Source organism: Paenibacillus sp. JJ-100, from assembly GCF_948329825.1.
Lineage (GTDB): Bacteria > Bacillota > Bacilli > Paenibacillales > Paenibacillaceae > Paenibacillus.
Window position 1 is genome coordinate 590,213 of the sequence record NZ_CAOJCM010000001.1, and the last position, 18,554, is coordinate 608,766.

General features: G+C 44.8%; 13 protein-coding genes. 12 read left to right on the plus strand and 1 reads right to left on the minus strand.

From position 1 onward, the window contains the following. Positions 1-306 precede the first annotated feature (306 nt). From PQG66_RS02960 to coaD, 12 genes are all read left to right on the plus strand, one after another. Positions 307-3,375 (plus strand): X2-like carbohydrate binding domain-containing protein, encoded by a 3,069-nt coding sequence (locus tag PQG66_RS02960; RefSeq protein ID WP_442955029.1) that lies wholly within the window; start codon positions 307-309, stop codon positions 3,373-3,375. A 275-nt stretch (positions 3,376-3,650) separates the two neighbouring features. After that, complete coding sequence (locus PQG66_RS02965) at positions 3,651-5,192, plus strand: response regulator transcription factor (protein ID WP_272034917.1); 1,542 nt, start codon at positions 3,651-3,653, stop codon at positions 5,190-5,192. A 59-nt stretch (positions 5,193-5,251) separates the two neighbouring features. Beyond that, positions 5,252-7,024 carry a cache domain-containing sensor histidine kinase gene (locus PQG66_RS02970; RefSeq protein ID WP_272034919.1) on the plus strand — a complete coding sequence of 591 codons (1,773 nt, stop codon included), beginning with the start codon at positions 5,252-5,254 and terminating at the stop codon, positions 7,022-7,024. 332 nt (positions 7,025-7,356) lie between these two features. Continuing rightward, positions 7,357-8,655 carry an ABC transporter substrate-binding protein gene (locus PQG66_RS02975; protein WP_272034921.1) on the plus strand — a complete coding sequence of 433 codons (1,299 nt, stop codon included), beginning with the start codon at positions 7,357-7,359 and terminating at the stop codon, positions 8,653-8,655. 130 nt (positions 8,656-8,785) lie between these two features. After that, positions 8,786-9,682, plus strand: coding sequence for a carbohydrate ABC transporter permease (locus PQG66_RS02980; protein ID WP_272034923.1), 897 nt, complete (start codon positions 8,786-8,788; stop codon positions 9,680-9,682). Then, positions 9,675-10,499, plus strand: a complete 825-nt coding sequence (locus PQG66_RS02985; protein WP_272034926.1) for a carbohydrate ABC transporter permease — start codon at positions 9,675-9,677, stop codon at positions 10,497-10,499. The genes PQG66_RS02980 and PQG66_RS02985 overlap by 8 nt, the downstream gene beginning before the upstream one ends. A gap of 165 nt (positions 10,500-10,664) precedes the next feature. Beyond that, complete coding sequence (locus PQG66_RS02990; RefSeq protein ID WP_272034927.1) at positions 10,665-13,715, plus strand: glycoside hydrolase family 2 TIM barrel-domain containing protein; 3,051 nt, start codon at positions 10,665-10,667, stop codon at positions 13,713-13,715. A gap of 218 nt (positions 13,716-13,933) precedes the next feature. Beyond that, positions 13,934-14,239: a hypothetical protein gene (locus PQG66_RS02995; RefSeq protein WP_272034934.1), complete on the plus strand. Its 306-nt coding sequence runs from the start codon at positions 13,934-13,936 to the stop codon at positions 14,237-14,239. A gap of 119 nt (positions 14,240-14,358) precedes the next feature. Beyond that, the gene (locus tag PQG66_RS03000; protein WP_272034936.1) at positions 14,359-14,649 is read left to right on the plus strand and encodes a hypothetical protein; all 291 of its coding nucleotides are present in this window, start codon (positions 14,359-14,361) and stop codon (positions 14,647-14,649) included. Between the two features lie 199 nt (positions 14,650-14,848). Beyond that, positions 14,849-15,736 (plus strand): AraC family transcriptional regulator, encoded by an 888-nt coding sequence (locus tag PQG66_RS03005; protein ID WP_272034938.1) that lies wholly within the window; start codon positions 14,849-14,851, stop codon positions 15,734-15,736. Positions 15,737-16,012: 276 nt separating this feature from the next. Further along, positions 16,013-16,624 (plus strand): 16S rRNA (guanine(966)-N(2))-methyltransferase RsmD, encoded by a 612-nt coding sequence (rsmD, locus tag PQG66_RS03010; protein WP_272034940.1) that lies wholly within the window; start codon positions 16,013-16,015, stop codon positions 16,622-16,624. A 1-nt stretch (position 16,625) separates the two neighbouring features. Further along, complete coding sequence (coaD, locus tag PQG66_RS03015) at positions 16,626-17,132, plus strand: pantetheine-phosphate adenylyltransferase (protein WP_272036437.1); 507 nt, start codon at positions 16,626-16,628, stop codon at positions 17,130-17,132. Here the strand turns inward: coaD and PQG66_RS03020 are convergent. Beyond that, complete coding sequence (locus PQG66_RS03020; RefSeq protein ID WP_272034942.1) at positions 17,110-18,441, minus strand: nucleoside recognition domain-containing protein; 1,332 nt, start codon at positions 18,439-18,441, stop codon at positions 17,110-17,112. The two genes, coaD and PQG66_RS03020, sit on opposite strands and share 23 nt — an antisense overlap. Between the last annotated feature and the right edge of the window lie 113 nt (positions 18,442-18,554).

An 18,554-nucleotide genomic window follows, 5' to 3' on the forward strand; every position in this document is an offset into this window, starting at 1 on the left:
GAAAACAGCATCTTTTTTTGCTGTCTACAAAAAATATATTTATTTTTTTCAAAAATAGCCTCTGCGGACAAAGGGGAAAAACGTTTTCCATCGAATGTTATTTATTGAAAGTATTATCCATTTTAAGCGAACGGCACGAGAGTTTTGTAAGCGCTTAATAATGGTTTAGAAAGGAGGTGCGTTCCTCTCAGGCATGTATGGATTCGTCTGGTACGCCATCATCAACAGGATGAGACAGCGGGGATAGACCGAATTGTGATTGCCGAAAAAGTGGAGATAGGAAAAGGAGGATATGTAGGGATGAAAATGCTGATGAAAAAGCTACGAATTGCGAGTTTGGGTGTAGCCATTGTCACAGCTTCTCTAGGCGGAATGGGGATGGCTGGAACTTCCGAGGCAGCTCCAAGTGAAGCCTACAACTGGAAAAACGTTGTTACAGGCGGAGGGGGCGGTTTCATCCCAGGTATTATCTTCAATGAGTCTGAAAAAGATCTGATCTATGCTCGGACGGATATTGGAGGAGCTTACCGCTGGAATCCGGCAGACCGTAGCTGGACCCCGCTTACGGACTTTGTAGGCTGGGACGACTGGAATAATAACGGTGTGGATGCACTGGCTTCAGACCCCGTTGACCCAGACCGGGTATATATGGCGGTAGGCACGTATACCAATTCTTGGGTGAAGGATAACGGTTATATTTTTCGGTCCACAGATCGGGGAGATACTTGGGAGAAAACAGAATTACCTTTTAAGGTAGGTGGCAATATGCCTGGTCGTTCCATGGGGGAGCGCCTAGTCGTGGATCCGAATGATCATCGGATTCTGTACTTCGGTGCTCGCAGTGGTAACGGACTATGGAAAAGTACGGATTATGGGGTAACCTGGACTGAAGTAACCAGCTTCCCGAATCCGGGGAACTATGTGGAGAACCCTGCTAACGAGTATACCAGTGACATTATAGGTCTGGCCTGGATCACTTTTGATGAAACAAGTGGCTCTGCTGGCCAGGCGTCCCAGACCATTTATGTCGGAGTTGCTGACAAAAGTGAGAGTATCTATCGTAGCACGGACGGCGGCCTGACCTGGGCTGCTGTTCCTGGACAACCTACGGGATATTTGCCTCATCACGGGAAAATGGACGCAGATGGAAATCTGTATATCACCTACAGCAATGGTGCTGGTCCCTATGATGGGACCAAGGGGGATGTTTGGAAGCTGAACACAGGAACAGGCGTATGGAAGAACATCAGTCCTGTATCAAGTAGCAGTTCAGATAACTACTACGGTTATGGGGGATTGGCCATTGATGCACAGGAGCCTGGCACCCTGATGGTTGCTACGCTGAATTCCTGGTGGCCTGATGCAATCCTGTTCCGAAGTAAAGATGGTGGGGACACCTGGACGCGTATCTGGGACTTTGAAGGTTACCCTGATCGTAAGCTCAGATATACCCAGGACATCTCGGCTGCGCCTTGGTTAACCTTCGGTGTTAATCCTGCGCCACCTGAGATGAGTCCTAAACTGGGCTGGATGATTGCTGCACTGGAGATAGATCCATTTGATTCGGATCGGTTGATGTATGGAACGGGTGCAACGATCTATGGTACAAACAACCTCACAGATTGGGATGAGGATAAGAAAATCAACATCTCTGTTATGGCCAAGGGCATTGAAGAAACAGCTGTTATGGAGCTGATCAGTCCGCCAAGTGGAGCCAATCTAGTCAGTGCGTTGGGAGACATTGCCGGGTTCCGTCATGATGACTTGACCCAAGCACCAGCGAAGATGTTCACCAATCCGAACTATCCTTCAACGGAAAGTATAGATTTTGCGGAATTAAGTCCAAACACGATGGTTCGAGTGGGGAAAGCGGATTACACCGCAGATCCCAATGCCAAATCAATCGGTTTATCCAGCGATGGAGGAAGCACATGGTATAAAGCAAGCGCAGAACCTTCAGGCACTGCAGGAGGCGGTACAGTTGCAATCTCGGCAAGTGGCAACCGTCTCGTATGGAGCACGTCAGATCGAGGGGTATTTCACTCTGCCAGCGGGAATTCATGGACAGCAAGTACAGGAATACCGTCAGGGGCCAAAGTCATTTCAGATCGGGTTAATCCGAACAAGTTCTATGGCTTTGCAGCAGGAAAAATCTATGTCAGTGTGAATGGCGGAGCATCGTTTACAGTGTCGCCAGCGACTGGACTTCCCATCGAAGGTAATTCGGATCTCGACGCTGTACCAGGTATAGAAGGTGAATTGTGGTTTGCCGGAGGTAATGAGGAGGAGGGGCCATATGGTTTGTGGCATTCAACGGACTCTGGAGCCACATTCACCAAACTTACCAATGTCGAGGAAGCGGACAGCATTGGATTTGGTAAACCAGCTCCTGGACAAAGTGTTGTAGCCTTATACACAGTGGCGCAGATCGATGGAACACGTGGGTTCTTCCGCTCAGACGACGGGGGAGCGAGCTGGGTTCGGATTAACGATGATCAGCATCAGTACGCCCGCGTAACCACGATTACAGGAGACCCGCGTATTTATGGCAGAGTATATCTCGGTACGAATGGACGCGGGATATTGTATGCGGATCCGGTAAACGGGAATGGTGGCACTCCAACGATACCGAATTCGACGATTACGCCGGTAACCGCTCAATTTGATCTGAACACAGATCATCAAGCAGATATTCCTGTAACGTTAACACTCAAAGGAAATACATTAACTTCCATACGTAACGGAAATACGATACTTGCAGCGGGCACTGACTATACTGTCGCTGGTGATCAGGTCGTACTTCATAAAACGTATCTGGCGACACTGCCCAAAGGGGCAGCTGCATTAACCTTTCAATTCAGTGCAGGTAACCCAGCGGTGTTGAATCTAACGATTAAAGATACAACGGTGGTCGTTCCAGATGGAACGATTCGCATTGAAATGTACAACGGGACAACGTCGGCATCCAGCAGCTCCATTAATCCCAAGTTCAGACTGACGAATACAGGAACGGTGCCACTGAATCTATCAGACGTTAAGATTCGATACTATTACACAATCAATGGTAGCCAGCCTCAGAATTTCTTCTGTGACTGGGCCGCAGTCGGTAATGACAACATCACGGGTACGTTCAGTTCATTAACACCGGGGCTGCCTGAAGCGGATCAGGTGCTAGAAATTGGATTCAAAGCTTCGGCTGGAGTACTCCACGCGGGGCAGAGCACAGAAATTCAGACACGTTTTTCCAAAGACAACTGGACCAGTTACACTCAGACAGATGATTATTCTTTTGCAGACAACCACTCATCCTATACTGACTGGTCCAAAGTTACGGGATATGTTGCTGGTCAGCTTCAATGGGGGCTGGAGCCGTAACGTGAGGTTCCTGATTATATTTATCACAATAATAAAATAGAATGTGCCCTAAGACGCCCAAATGGGTATTGGCGTTTTGGGGCTTCTTTTTTTGTCGAAATATAGTGTAAACTATAGATAGTTCCTATTGCTTAAACATAGAATATAAGATATAACAAGATATACCATTATTTTAATTATAATGTAACCGCTAACAAAGAAGGACTTCAAATATCCATATATAAAGGGTTAAAATGCATATATAGAGTTATAGATGAGACAGGGGGGTCGCGATCATGAACCGGTTGTGCAAGGTACTGATTGTTGACGATGAATTTCTGGTAAGACAGGGTATTAAGCACCATATGAACTGGGAAGCCGAAGGATTTACTATCGTTGGGGAGGCCTCCAACGGTGAAGAGGGTTTACAGCAGGTGAAGTTATTGGATCCGGATATTGTCATTACCGACATCGTTATGCCTGTTATGGACGGGGAAACATTTGTCCGCACTCTGAAGGCAGAATATCCGCACATTGAGGTCATTGTTCTGAGTAGTTTCAGTGAATTTGAATATGTTCGATCCACATTGCAGCATGGAGCCGCAGATTATATATTAAAGCCGAAGCTGGACACGAATGAACTTCTGGACGTATTAAGACGTACCGCTGGCAAAATGCCTGAGCTTCAATACGAGCCTTCACATGATGGCTGGCGGCTCGGTCAGTTGATGGAGAAAATGTTATCCGGATTTACGCTAGACGAAGATAACGAAATGCCAATCGTTCGAGAAAGCTTCCCGTTAGGGACTTTTCGAATACTTGCGTTACAGCCTGCGAATCGCGGTCTGAATCGGTTGGAGCATGAACAGATTGAGGCTCAAGTGAAAGAACGAATACCCGACATCGTATGTTCCATTTTACCTGTAGATAACCGCTTGTCGGTTATACTGTTGAACGTAGAGCCTGAACAAGACGAAGAGATGGTTGAGAAAATAAAGGAATGGTCCAGTGAAGCGGGAGCTGGACAGAGCTCTCCAGTATGGGTGCTCAGCGAACAATTCAGCTCTATTGAGAAGATAGGGGGTATTTATCGAGAACGTCTGATCAAATTAATGGAGTTTTGCTTCTATTTTACAAATCGTTCGATTCTGATTGATGGCGAGCTTCCACCGATGCATCCTGCTGGTTATCAGTTTAATGTGAATATGTTTTTGCAGCATGTGAAACGGAATCGGGTGGAGGCGGCCAGAGAGTATTTACGTGATCATGCGGCAACACTGGGACGTGATTATATTGCCGATGTATTCGAAATCAAATCATTTCTTGGCAACCTTATCTTTAATGTGACAATTACTCTTGCCGACATGGATGTTCAATCCGCCGGATTGGATGAGAGTAAGTATACGTATTTCAAAAATGTCGACAGCGCCTCAAGTTTGGGTGAAGTGATGGAAGTTCTGGACCAATTTATGACGGAAGTTCAGGAATGTGTTTCGGGTACTGCCGGAAAACGAAGTGATCCAAATATGAAGATGCTGCTTGAATATATGCACGAGCACTACGACCAACCTTTGGGACTGTCCGAAGTGGCCAAGCATTTTCATTTCAATCCGTCGTATCTGTCGAGCTATTTCTCATCACATAAAAAAGAAGGCTTTAATGAATATTTAAATAAAATTCGTATTGAAAAAGCCGAGGAATTGCTGAGGTCCGATGATGTAACCATATCAGAGATCAGTAGCATGGTCGGTTATTCAGATCATAGTTATTTTTGTAAAGTGTTCAAAAAATTTACCGGTTTATCCCCAAGCCGTTACCGGCGTAAATTCTGGGCATAAATCCAGATGAACAGCCAAGAATCTATAACACAGCATATAGAAATGGAAGAGATCAATTCATGAAAAAATGGGTAAACAATGGCTTGTCTCGTCTCGGGTTATTTCCCAAGCTTATTCTGGTTATGATTGTCAGTATTGTTCTGGTCTCAGTACTCATATTGTGGACAACGATTCATATGTCAACCAAGCTGTTTACTGAAACCTTCAGTATTACAAATTCAAAAGTGCTTAGCCAGATTAAAACGAATTTTGATGCGTTTAATGATTCCATCGCTGCGGTGACGAACAATGTGGCTCAAAGTGGTGCAATTCGAGGTTTTTTGTCTGAAGGAGACGGAAATTCTATCGCGATGTCTAAATCCTACTATAGTATGCGGGAGACGATGAAGCGAGTTCAATCCATTATTGATTTTTATGAGGCAGGCATTACCATTGCTGGGGTAAATGGGCGAAGTTTCTCGACGAATAGCTCTTACATTCAAAAGACAGGGGAGGAACTGAGACAGGACCCCATTACCAAAGCAGCAGTCGAGTCTCCGAGCCGCCTGATCTTTGATGATTACAGCAGTGATACGAACGAAGATAAAGTGCAGATGATATCTGCTACCAAGGCGCTCACAGATCGAACGAGAAGTTACATCTATGGCGTAGTTTATATTACGATGAGAGAAGAAGCCTTTCGTCAGTTTTATGCTAGCTTTACGAGCCGAGGGAATGACGTTGTCATCATGAATGAACAAGGCGAGATTGTATCTTCTAATCGGGAAGAGTGGATCGGTACAACTCAGCCTGAACTGTTGTCTTATGCACAGAAAATAAATGAAACGGCACCTAAAAACATTACAGCCCGTGTGATGGGCCAAGATAGTATCATTATATCTGAGTATTTACCATTCTATCGTTTTTACCTGGTGAACATCGTTGATAAAGAGTCTGCAATGGGGCAGCTTATCGATATGAAAACCATTGTCTTGATCTGTGCAGCGATCGTGTTCGCGGCTCTATTAGTCGTGTTTTTGATCACGAGTCAAATGACAAAGTCACTGCGCAGGCTGGTCAAACAGATGTCGAACATCACGAAGTCTGATCTTGATAACTACATCCCGGTTAGTGGTAGTTATGAGAGCAGACAATTGGGGCATGCATATAATGTGATGTTAGATGAGCTGCATGATTATGTGGATCAACTGGTGCAGACACAGCGGGAACAGCGTAATGCTGAACTTGCTGCCTTACAGAGTCAGATCAATCCTCACTTTCTATACAACACACTGGCTTCCGTGAAAGTTCTTGTGCAGCAAGGTAACAAAGATCGGGCTGCGGAGACGATTAATGCATTAATCGGGCTGCTGCAAAATACGATCAGCGATGTCAGAGAAACGGTGACAGTGGAGCAAGAGATTGAGAACCTGAAAAATTATGTCTTCATTAATCATGTGCGTTATGGCGGACGCATTAAGGCAGCCTTTTATGTGGCTCCAGATTGTACACACTATCATGTTCCCAAGTTAGTGATTCAGCCCTTTATCGAAAATGCCTTTTTCCATGGTTTTATTAAAAAGGAAACGGGTACGATTCACGTGATGGTCTCCCGTGCGGGAGAATCACTGATCTGTGAGATCATGGATAACGGAGACGGCATTGAAGGGCTAAATATGGAGGGCGTTCTGCCTAATCCTAAAAATAATCGCCAGCTATTCAGTGGCATAGGTATTCGAAATGTACATGACCGAATTGAACTTTTGTACGGATCACCGTATGGTGTGACGATCATGAGTACTGTGGGTGAGGGGACAAGAGTGACTGTAACTCTACCGCTGATTACGAGTTAAAAAGTAAACTATAGTTTGAAATCATACTTGAACCCTTCATTTCTAATGCTGGAAATGAGGGGTTTTTCATATGTAAATCTTATGAGATTTGTGATAGTTGTAAAATGTTCAGCTCGAAATATTACAAAATCAAAAGAAAGTACAAAAAACTAAATTATGTGCAACCGTTTTCTGTAAAGGTTTTCATTGAGGCAATAAGATGACAAATCTGCACAAAATTTTTACTAACCGATAGAGAAAAGGGAATGTTAAGATAAATACATCGAAAGCAACCGCTTTCAGAAAACGCAAACAAATTTACAGACAAAGAGGTCGAAGGGGAGTTGAACGATTTGAAAAAAATGTGGATTTTGATGCTTGCAACCGTACTACTGTTGTCCGCATGTTCATCTGGCGGGGATAGTAAAGATGCAGCTAGTGGCGGAGGCAACGAAAAAGCAAATGAAATTACGATCTGGGCTTGGGATAAAGCCTTCAACGTAGCTGCTCTAGAGCAAGCTAAAGAAGCTTATCAAAAAGTAAACCCTGATTTGAAAATCAACATCATTGAAAATGCGCAAGATGCGATCATTCAGAAGCTGAATACTGGATTGAACTCCGGAACAAGCAGCGGTCTGCCAAACATCGTTCTGATTGAAGACTATCGTGCACAAAGCTTCTTGAGTGCTTATCCAGATGCATTCAAAGATTTGTCTTCTGTAATTCAAGCTTCGGATTTTGCAGAATACAAAATTGGACCAACTTCTTATGAAGGTAAACAATACGGTATTCCGTTTGACTCCGGCGTAGCTGGTGTGTACTACAGAACAGACCTGCTCGAGGAAGCTGGTTACAAAGCGGATGACCTGCAAGACATCACTTGGGATGATTACATCAAAATCGGCCAAGATGTGAAAGCGAAAACAGGTAAAGATTTGCTGTCTCTGGATCCAAACGATCTGGGTATCGTTCGTATGATGATTCAAACTGCGGGTAAATGGTACACTGCTGAAGATGGTAAAACACCTGATCTGAACACGAACCCTGCGCTGAAAGAAGCGTTCGAAACATACAAAAAAATGATGGATGCTAACGTTGTTAAATTGCACTCCGACTGGAGCCAATTCGTTGCCAACGCAAATAACGGTGACGTAGCAACAATTCCTACAGGTAACTGGTTCTCACCATCCGTTCGTCAAGAAGCTTCTCAATCCGGTAAATGGGCTGTAGCTCCAATGCCGAAAATGGCTGGTCAAGCAAACTCTGTACACGCATCTAACTTGGGTGGTAGCTCTTGGTACATCATGAACGATGTTCCTGGTGCTGATCAAGCGGCTGACTTTATGGCTAAAACTTTTGGTTCTGACAAAGAATTGTATCAACAATTGTTGACAAACATCGGTGCAATCGGTACGTACACACCGGCTGTTGATGGTGAAGCATACAACAAACCAGACGAGTTCTTCAGCGGTCAAAAAATCTTCGCTGATTTCGCTAACTGGACGAATGAAATTCCAAAAGTAAACTATGGTAGCAACACTTATGCAATTGAAGATATCTTGGTTGTTGAAATGCAAGCATACCTGAACGGTAAATCGATTGATGACGTTCTAAATGATGCACAAAAACAAGCTGAGGCACAATTAAACTAATATCCTAAGGTAACTTATAGAACCTAGGAAACAACGGAGCCATCTCCCTTGTCTGGCGCAAGTCGAGCTGGGCATGGCGAGAGGCTCTGTAGGTTCTACCCATGTTGCATGGAGAGAGAGGAGCCATACTGTGAAAGCCATAAATACAGGAGACAGTCTCCAAAAGAAAAATAATTTGACTGGATGGGCTTTTGTTTTGCTGGCTGTTGTCGGAATTGTAGCATTCTACTTTTATCCGATGATTCAAGCGCTACTCTTATCATTCAAGTCAGGCAAAGGTGCCAACCTTGAGTTTTCGGGCCTAGCGAACTACAAAAGATTGCTCGTAGATACCACGTTCCGTACGGCATTATCAAACACATTCATTTACTTAATCATTCAAGTACCTTTGATGATCATTCTGGGTATGTTCATTTCTGTATTGCTGAATGACAGCACACTGCGTTTCCGCAGCTTTTTCCGTACCGCAATTTTCTTGCCTTGTGTAACTTCACTTGTTGCTTACTCGGTTGTATTCAAGTACTTGTTCTCACCGGATGGTATGGTGAACCAGGCACTAATGGGTTTACACATTATCGGCACACCAATTCAATGGATTACTGACCCGTTCTGGGCTAAAATTACGATCATAATCGCCGTTACTTGGCGTTGGACCGGATATAATATGATTTTCTATCTGTCATCCTTGCAAAACATCGATCAATCGATCTATGAAGCTGCAAAAATTGACGGAGCAAATGCATTCACTCAATTTTTCAAAATCACTGTACCATTGCTTAAACCGATTATTCTCTTTACATCCATTACATCAACGATTGGTACTTTGCAAATCTTTGATGAAATTATGAATATTACCAAAGGTGGTCCGGGTAACGCGACCATGTCGATTTCACAGTATATCTACAACCTTTCGTTCAAATATTCACCAGACTTTGGTTATGCAGCAACCGTTTCGTATTCGATCGTAATTCTGATCATTATTTTGTCCATTATCCAGTTTAAAGTGGCAGGTGATAAAAATGGCTAAAGCAAAACGTATTTTCACATATGTCTTCCTGTCCATCGTTGCTTTTATATCCATTTTCCCGTTCTTCTGGATGATTATCAGCTCGACGAACAAATCTGTAGATGTAACTAGAGGTACGTTGCTTCCAGGTTCGGCATTCATTGAAAACTTCAACAAGTTGCTCGACACTACCAATCTGATACAGGCGCTGGGGAACTCAGCGATTATCTCTATCATATCCACTGTTCTGGCTTTGTTGATTGGTTCCATGGCTGGATACGGGTTTGAGATCTACCGCACAAAATCTCGTGATATTGTGTTCACCATCCTGTTGATGTCAATGATGATCCCGTTTGCAGCAATTATGATTCCGCTCTATCGTATGTTTGCAACGATCTCTAGTGCGGCACCGGCAATCGGTATTAATACGATGGCATCGGTTATCCTTCCGACGATCACGACAGCGTTCCTGATTTTCTTCTTCCGTCAGAACACCAAAATGTTCCCGAAAGATCTGCTGGAAGCTGGACGTATTGACGGTCTGAGCGAGCTGGGCATTTTCTTGAAAATCTATATGCCTACGATGAAAACAACCTATGCAGCAGCAGCGATCATTACATTCATGAGCAGCTGGAACAACTACCTGTGGCCGCTCATCGTATTGCAAACACCCGATCAGCAAACCATCCCATTGTTGATTTCCAACTTGGGCGCAGGTTATGCTCCAGATTACGGGGTTATTATGACCGCAGTTGTTATCGCAACACTTCCTACTGCGCTTGTGTTCTTCATTATGCAGAAACACTTTGTTGCAGGTATGGTTGGTTCGGTAAAATAAGCTAAACGAATATTCTGTCCAACGGACGAATGCAGGAAAGAAAAGAAGGGGACGCCTGTAACAGGCGTACCTCTATCTTTTTATATCAATCAAGAATGGAAGTCGCTTTCGATGCAAGCCTGAATAACTCATCACGAAATTTGTTGTAGAGAGGGAGAGAGCCTTATGAAAGCTACAAAAGCAGATATCAACTGGTTAGGTGACGTAAGTGTATTTGAGGTGAATCGTCTTCACGCCTATTCCGATCACCGTTACTATCAAACGATGGAAGAGGCTGTTGCTTCCGCTGAGATGAAACTTCGTTACGATCTTAATGGTACGTGGAAATTCAACTATTCGATTCGTCCAGATTGCCGTCCAGAACTATTTTATACTTCCGAGTACTCCAGCGAAGGCTGGGATGATATTGAAGTGCCTGGACACATTCAACTGCAAGGTTATGGTCAGATTCAATATGTAAATACACAGTATCCGTGGGACGGTCTTAATGAACTTCGTCCACCGGCTCTGCCGCAGGATAAAAACGCAGTAGGTAGCTACATTCGCACATTCCATCTGCCAACAGGCTGGGAAGCTAACCCTGTATATATTTCGTTCCAAGGTGTGGAATCCGCATTTTATGTATGGCTGAACGGACAGTTCGTAGGATATGGGGAAGACAGCTTCACACCATCCGATTTTGATCTGACACCATTCCTTCAGGATGGAGAGAACAAATTGGCTGTTGAGGTTTACCAACGCAGCACGGGCAGCTGGTTAGAGGATCAGGACTTCTGGCGTTTCTCCGGCATTTTCAGAGATGTATATCTGTATACGGTTCCAGCTGCACACATTCGTGACGTTCATGTTCGTACCGATCTGGATGCTTCGTATACAAACGGTACATTGGAGCTGGACCTGAAACTTGAAGGTAGAGCGGCTACAGGTGCGCGGATCGAAGCTGAACTTCGAGATAAAGAAGGCAATGTGGTGAAAAGCTTTGACGAAAATGTAGCGGACAATGGCCTGGTACAACTTCGTCAAGAAATCGGACAAGTCAACCTCTGGAGTGCAGAGATTCCGTATCTGTATCGTTTGTATATCCGTGTATATGATGCAGCAGGTAACCTTGTGGAAGTTGTTCCTCAAGCGGTTGGTTTCCGCAAGTTCGAGATGATCGACAAAATGATGCATATCAATGGTAAACGCATTGTGTTCAAGGGCGTAAACCGTCACGAGTTCAACCCGTACCGTGGTCGTGCAATCACAAAAGAAGATATGCTGTGGGATGTGCGCACCATTAAACAAAACAATATGAACGCTGTTCGTACATCACATTACCCGAACCAAAGTTTGTGGTATGAACTGTGCGATGAATATGGACTCTATGTGATTGATGAGATGAACCTGGAAACTCACGGCTCCTGGCAGAAGCTTGGCGCAGTAGAACCTTCATGGGTCATCCCTGGCGATAAGCCGGAGTGGCATGATATTGTTATGGATCGTGCAATCTCCATGTTGGAGCGTGATAAAAACCATCCGTCCATTTTAATCTGGTCTTGTGGTAACGAATCCCATGGCGGTGAAGTGATCTACAAAGTGTCGCAATATTTTAAATCGGCAGACCCGACACGTATGGTTCATTACGAAGGTGTATTCCATGACCGTCGTTTCAACGACACAAGTGACATGGAATCCCGGATGTATGCGAAGCCGGCTGATATCGAGGAGTTCCTGAACGATAACCCGACAAAACCATATATCAGCTGTGAATATATGCACGCCATGGGTAACTCCATCGGGGGTATGCATAAATACACGGAACTGGAAGATAAGTACCCAATGTATCAAGGTGGATTCATCTGGGATTATATTGACCAAGCTATCTACAAAAAAGATCGTTATGGCAAAGAATTTTTGGCATATGGCGGAGACTTTGGAGACCGTCCATCGGACTATTCGTTCTGTGGTAACGGGATTGTTCACGCAGATCGTAAAGTGACGGCTAAAATGCAAGAGGTTAAATTCCTGTATCAGAACATTAAATTGTTCCCAAGCCGTGACAGTGTTAGAATCGTAAACCAAAATCTGTTCGCAGATACTTCATCGCTTGATCTGGTGTACAGCCTTGAGCGCGAAGGACAACAAGTATTGCGCGGCACACTTGACGTTAATGTACCTGCGGAAAGTGAAACAGTAGTTGAGTTGCCTCTGCATGCAGATGCTCTGGCAAGTGGAGAGTATGCTGTAAATGTGGCGTTTGTATTGAAAGAAGCAACGCTCTGGGCTGACAAAGGTGACGAAGTGGCATTTGGCCAGTTTATTTTCACACAAGAAGGCAGTCAAACAGCTGTTGCAGCAGACCAAAACCTGGTGAGTGATGTACAGGTGGTTGAAGGTGACGTAAACATCGGTGTTCGCGTTGGCCAAACTCATGCCTTGTTCTCCAAACAGTTTGGAACATTGGTTTCCTTGAAGTTCTCCGGACGTGAAACAATTGCGATCCCGCCTGCACCGTTGTTCTGGCGTGCGACTACGGACAATGACAAGGGTACAGCGATGGGCTTTGAGCTTGGTGCATGGTATGCTGCCAGCTTGTTGCCACGCTGTGTAGAATGGAAACAGGAGCAAAAACCGGATCAATTCCGAATTGAGTTCACCTATAAACTCAACATCTCGACGGATGTACAGGTGAAAGTAGTATATACCGTGCTTGCTGATGGAAGTGTACACGTGCATAACACGTACAAAGGAACCGAAGGATTGCCAAACCTGCCAATCCACGCTCTTTCCTTCAGAACATCTCCAGATTATGAGAATGTGGAGTGGTTAGCATTGGGGCCGGAAGAGAACTATTCCGATCGCGCATTTGGTGCACGTCTCTGCATCCATGGCAGAAAAGTAGCTGATACAGTAGCTCCATATCTTGTACCGCAGGAGTCGGGTAATCGCACAGGTGTACGTTGGGCCAAACTGACGGACAACGCAGGTCGCGGCTTCAAAATCGAGGCTTCCGGTGCGCCGGTTGAACTGAATGTGTCACCATATACAGCGTTTGAACTGGAAAATGCTCAGCATGTTTATGAGCTGCCACCAGTGCACTACACTGTCGTTACCGTAGCTGGCAAACAAATGGGCGTTGGCGGTGACGATAGCTGGGGTGCTCCGGTACACGCGGAATATCAAATTCCTTCTAATGGTGAGCTAAGCTTCGAATTCGTTATTCGTTCACTGTAAAGAAAGTTATAGCAAGAGTTTATGTTCGCATCTATTACAGATGTGAGCTAGACTGGATAAATCCAAAACAGAGGCTCCTTCCTGGAGGAGCCTCTGTTTTTTTGGTTAGAAGAAAGGATATAGAGAGGCTGGAATCAGGGAGTGAATGTTTCAGCAATTGAAACGTTCTTGCCCCATCTCCGTAATGTACAAGACAAAGAGACCGAGGAGGGGACAGAATGAGCAAAAAAGCAAAAGCTGGAGTATGGGTGACGGTGCTGGCCGTTCTGGGCATCATTGTTGGATCATTAATATGGTATTTCAATACGGCTTCCGGTGAACGTGCGCTGAAAACGATGAGATCCAACAATGCGGGTGGCTTAGAACGTGTAGTGAAGGTGTATAGCAATTCGGGTGAGCTGATTCAGACGTACGAAGGCAAGATTGATGTACAGGATACGGAGTATGGCAACAAAGTACTGTTTGACCTGAACGGCAAACGAGTTGTGATCTACAATGCAACGATTGTGACGGAAGAGAAGTAATCTGGATCGTACGACATATAGTAACAAGTTTGAAGATACATGGGCATTCATCTATAAGAGACATCGTTATCTTTTTGTAGTAAAATTAAGGAAAAAATGATGAATCGAGTGATCTAAAGATGATGATGTTGCTCGTTGCTCTGGCATTGCTAGGGATGTTAGCTATTTATAGTCTTATTGCTTATTTTCTGATTCGCATCATTTCAAAAAAAGCATTTAAAGTGACTTTAACTAAGTTGGAGATTATGGAAACTATAACTTGGCTTGCGCTAATTTTTGTTGCTTTCTCTACGATCAGATCGGGATCATCTTCTACGTTCTTGCCGTCTGTATTGCTTCTCGTACCACTGATTAATATGCGTATCTCGAATCGAAAAGAAAGAGAACGCCTTAAACGAGAATGTACTTAAAGTTGTTGTGGAGACGAGTTGCAAACTGCCGACTTATAAGTCGGTTTTCTTTATGTTTTATTAGGAAGATAATATAAAGAATTACATATCGAAGGTCATCTCTTTTCAGTATGAATAGACAAATGATAGCATTTCTGAACAAGAAGATGCTCAAGGGTTCTTTTACACTGTAGAAGAAAGGAGATGAGGGTTTCTGGAGATGTTTAAACTGCTTGACCAGTCTATTGATTACGTGGAACAACATTTACACTTACCGATTGAGGTTGATGACATTGCCAAGGCAGCAATGAGTTCGAAATATCATTTTCAGCGAATGTTTCATGCAGTAACTGGTGTGACCATAACCCAATACGTGAGAAACCGGAGGCTTACGCTAGCGGCACAGGAATTAGTGGGAACGAACTGTAAAGTCATTGATACTGCGCTGAAGTATGGTTATGACAGCCCGGCGTCTTTTACGAAAGCATTTCAAAGAATGCATGGGGTAACACCGGTTGAAGCCAGGAAAATGAATGTGAAACTAAAAGCATTCCCTCGAATCTCCTTTCAAATTCAGGTTAGAGGGGAAACAGAGATGAATTATCGAATGGTTGAGGAAAAGGGATCTATTGTGTTTGGAAAAAGCATTATCCTCCATGAGGATGCGTTCAAGGAGATCCCTGTATTTGTGGAGGGAATTTGGAAAGATGGGACTCATGATCAGATACTCGAGTTGTTAGAGAGACCGGATGGAACATTGCTATATGGTTATCATTATGATTTTGCTGAGGATGGTTCGAAGCGTTATTTAATGGGAGCAGAAGCGCCAGAGGGTATTCAGGTTCCGGATGGGTTTACCGTTCTTCATATACCTGATCAAACTTATGCGGTTTTTGACACTCGCGGAACGATGACAGATGATGTCGAGATTGATTTAAGTATTATGAATGTTTGGAAACGAATCTACACCGAGTGGTTCCCGTCAACAAGTTTTGAGCAAGTAGAGGGACCCTGTATAGAGAAATATCATTGGGTGGATGATCAGCATCAGGATTTCATCACTGAAGTTTGGATTCCAGTTCGTAAAAAAAGCAGAGGTATGCAATGATATAAGAAATGGTGCGCATTCCACGTTCCAATAACAAAAAGAAGCCCTCTTTCGAGAGCTTCTTTTTCATGGGAGAGGAGAAACCGGACGAAGAGCTTATGGGGAAACGTAAGTCTTCTCCGCGGTTGTCTACGACACTTGTGATGTCGATAATTATAGAATGGCCCAAGGGTTTCCTTTTTATACATATCCGTCAACAGTATTTTTCAAACGGAACCGGAGTGTGGTACGATAGCTATATCAAAAACTTACTTAAAGAGAAAAGGTGACACATTCGTGAGAGTGGTATCTGGGAGTGCGAAGGGCAGACCGCTGAAGGCTGTTCCCGGCACAGGTACGCGACCGACTACCGATAAGGTGAAGGAAGCGTTATTTAGTATGATTGGTCCTTATTTTGAGGGCGGAGCAGCATTGGATCTGTTCGCAGGCAGTGGAGGTCTCGGGATCGAAGCACTCAGCCGCGGCATGGACAAGGCTGTTTTTGTTGATCTGGAACCCAAAAGTATCGAAGTGATTCGCACAAATCTAAAGGCTACGAAGCTGGAGGATCAGGCGGCTGTATATCGTAATGATGCTGGTCGTGCGCTCAAAGCGCTGGCCAAGCGGAACACAACGTTTGATCTGGTGTTTCTTGATCCGCCCTATCGGTTGAAAAATGGACACGAGTTAATGTTATCGATGCACGAACTGGAACTGCTTGGAGAGGGTGCAACGATCGTGCTGGAATATGAGTCCAAACATGAATACCCTGAGCAATTTGGGCCGTTTGAGCAAACACGCAAAGCGGTGTATGGGGAGACGGCTGTATCCATTTACGATTATGTACCTGGTGCAGTAGAAGACGCAGAAGATTGCAGCAACACGGAAGAGGAGGCTCCTCATGACTGAAATGATCCAGCGGCAGGAACGCATTGCCGTATATCCAGGAAGCTTTGATCCCGTAACGATGGGACATCTTGACATTATTGCGAGAGCATCGAAGCAGTTTGATCGTGTGATTGTCGCAGTATTGAACAATATGAGTAAAAATCCGCTGTTCACGGTAGAGGAGCGCAAAGACCTGATCCATACGGTAACTAGCCACCTGCCTAACGTGGAGGTCGATAGCTTCCGTGATTTGACGGCTAATTATGTGCGGCAAAAGGAAGCGCAGGTTATCGTTCGCGGCATCCGCTCGGTCACCGATTTTGAGTATGAACTGCAGCTTGCTTCGACCAATAGCAAATTGAACCCCGATGCTGAAACGATTTTTATGATGACCAATCCGAAATACTCCTACCTCAGCTCCAGTATCGTCAAAGAAATTGCCCACTACCACGGGGATGTAACGGATCTGGTATCGCCTGAAGTTGAAGCTGCGCTTCGTCAGAAGATCAGCGAAAAAACAGGCGGTTAATCCATAAAGTAAGGCCTGAAAGACCGATCATCACTCCGAGAAGCAAAGCGAGGCTTAAGGCTGCTGCAGGGAAGGTGCTCCAGATCATTTGTAACGTACTCGTGGTGTCTAAAGAATAAAGGAATGGCCATGAGAATAAAGAGTCTGAGTGCTTCACTGCACCAGTCTGCCATGTAGTCCATACTTCTGTGGCCGTTCGGCTAAATGGTTCCCACAACCAGAGGGTAAGACCAAAGGCAGTTAACCCATGTCCTAATCGGACGGTAACGAAAAAGAGCATCGATTGCAGCCCAGGGATGGCTGTTCTTAACAACGATGAGACTTGTAAATGCGAGCATAGCCCACCCCAGCCGAGTGCCCCTGCTAGAAGCGCCATGAGTATTGCTGGAGCTAGTGTCGTGTTGCTGATGTGGTAAGTGCCCAGGTGAAGCTCCAGCACGGAAGACCAGAATGCAGCTGAAATGCCGGGAGTCAGATAGAGTGAGAGTAATCGGATAAATACAGCAAACACGATGATGTATCCTCCGATTAACAAGAGTGTCTGTACCGCTTGAGATACAGTATCCCCCAGCAATTTGCCAAAACTTCGCGCATCTCGATGATGTGCTTCTCTGGCTGCGAGCAACATCCGCGACCCGAGAGGCGGTTTTCGTGATGACAAAGGTAAGGAAGACGGTTGGTTATGTAGTCCTTGTTTATGATTTTGTGCTGTTGAATTCATTTTCTCATTGTTTAATGTGAAGTCTGACAAGAGATTTTTTTTAAGGGTCGCTGGAATCACACGAACGGCAACAGCGGCAGCAATCCAGCCGCTAATCCAGTGTATAATGAGTAGAAAATAACCTGCGGCAGGTTGATGAAGAAAAGCACCCCCAACCACGAGTAGTATCATCATAGGGTTGGCAAAATGAGCTGCAGCCGCAACGATAACCGCCTCTCTGGCGGTCATTTGTTTCTCCTGAACTAATCTAGATACAGCATCAGCAGCGGCTGGAAAGCCTCCACACATGCCTACCGCCAGGGCGAAGCCAGTATGGCCGGGCAATTTGAACACACGCTGCATTAAAGGCTCGAGCAGCACTCCCATTGCGTGGGTAAAACCAAACGCTGTCAGCATTTGGGATAGCATCAGGAATGGAAGCAATGCTGGAAAAACAATTTTCCACCAGATATCCAGTCCTTGAATTGAGGCATCAAACGCTTCTTTGGGAGATGCGACTACTGCAATAACAAGTATTAACGCACTGCTGCTCAGAAATATGGTTCGTACCATACCCGAACTTCGAACCTCACTTGTTGTGGTCATCATTTCACCTCTTATTATCTCTTGACTGATGGGCATGGGAATTATAGTGGACGGCCGAATCGCGTCCGCAGACGGTTCGGCCTTGACCAGACAGCCATTGGTGCAGCGGCCTATCC

Bases quoted from the DNA above. Each gene is read 5' to 3' on its own strand.
- PQG66_RS02960 (WP_442955029.1), top strand. From the start codon at position 307: ATGCTGATGAAAAAGCTACGAATTGCGAGTTTGGGTGTAGCCATTGTC.
- PQG66_RS02965 (WP_272034917.1), top strand. From the start codon at position 3,651: ATGAACCGGTTGTGCAAGGTACTGATTGTTGACGATGAATTTCTGGTA.
- PQG66_RS02970 (WP_272034919.1), top strand. From the start codon at position 5,252: ATGAAAAAATGGGTAAACAATGGCTTGTCTCGTCTCGGGTTATTTCCC.
- PQG66_RS02985 (WP_272034926.1), top strand. From the start codon at position 9,675: ATGGCTAAAGCAAAACGTATTTTCACATATGTCTTCCTGTCCATCGTT.
- PQG66_RS02990 (WP_272034927.1), top strand. From the start codon at position 10,665: ATGAAAGCTACAAAAGCAGATATCAACTGGTTAGGTGACGTAAGTGTA.
- PQG66_RS02995 (WP_272034934.1), top strand. From the start codon at position 13,934: ATGAGCAAAAAAGCAAAAGCTGGAGTATGGGTGACGGTGCTGGCCGTT.
- PQG66_RS03000 (WP_272034936.1), top strand. From the start codon at position 14,359: ATGATGATGTTGCTCGTTGCTCTGGCATTGCTAGGGATGTTAGCTATT.
- PQG66_RS03005 (WP_272034938.1), top strand. From the start codon at position 14,849: ATGTTTAAACTGCTTGACCAGTCTATTGATTACGTGGAACAACATTTA.
- coaD (WP_272036437.1), top strand. From the start codon at position 16,626: ATGATCCAGCGGCAGGAACGCATTGCCGTATATCCAGGAAGCTTTGAT.
- PQG66_RS03020 (WP_272034942.1), bottom strand. From the start codon at position 18,441: ATGATGACCACAACAAGTGAGGTTCGAAGTTCGGGTATGGTACGAACC.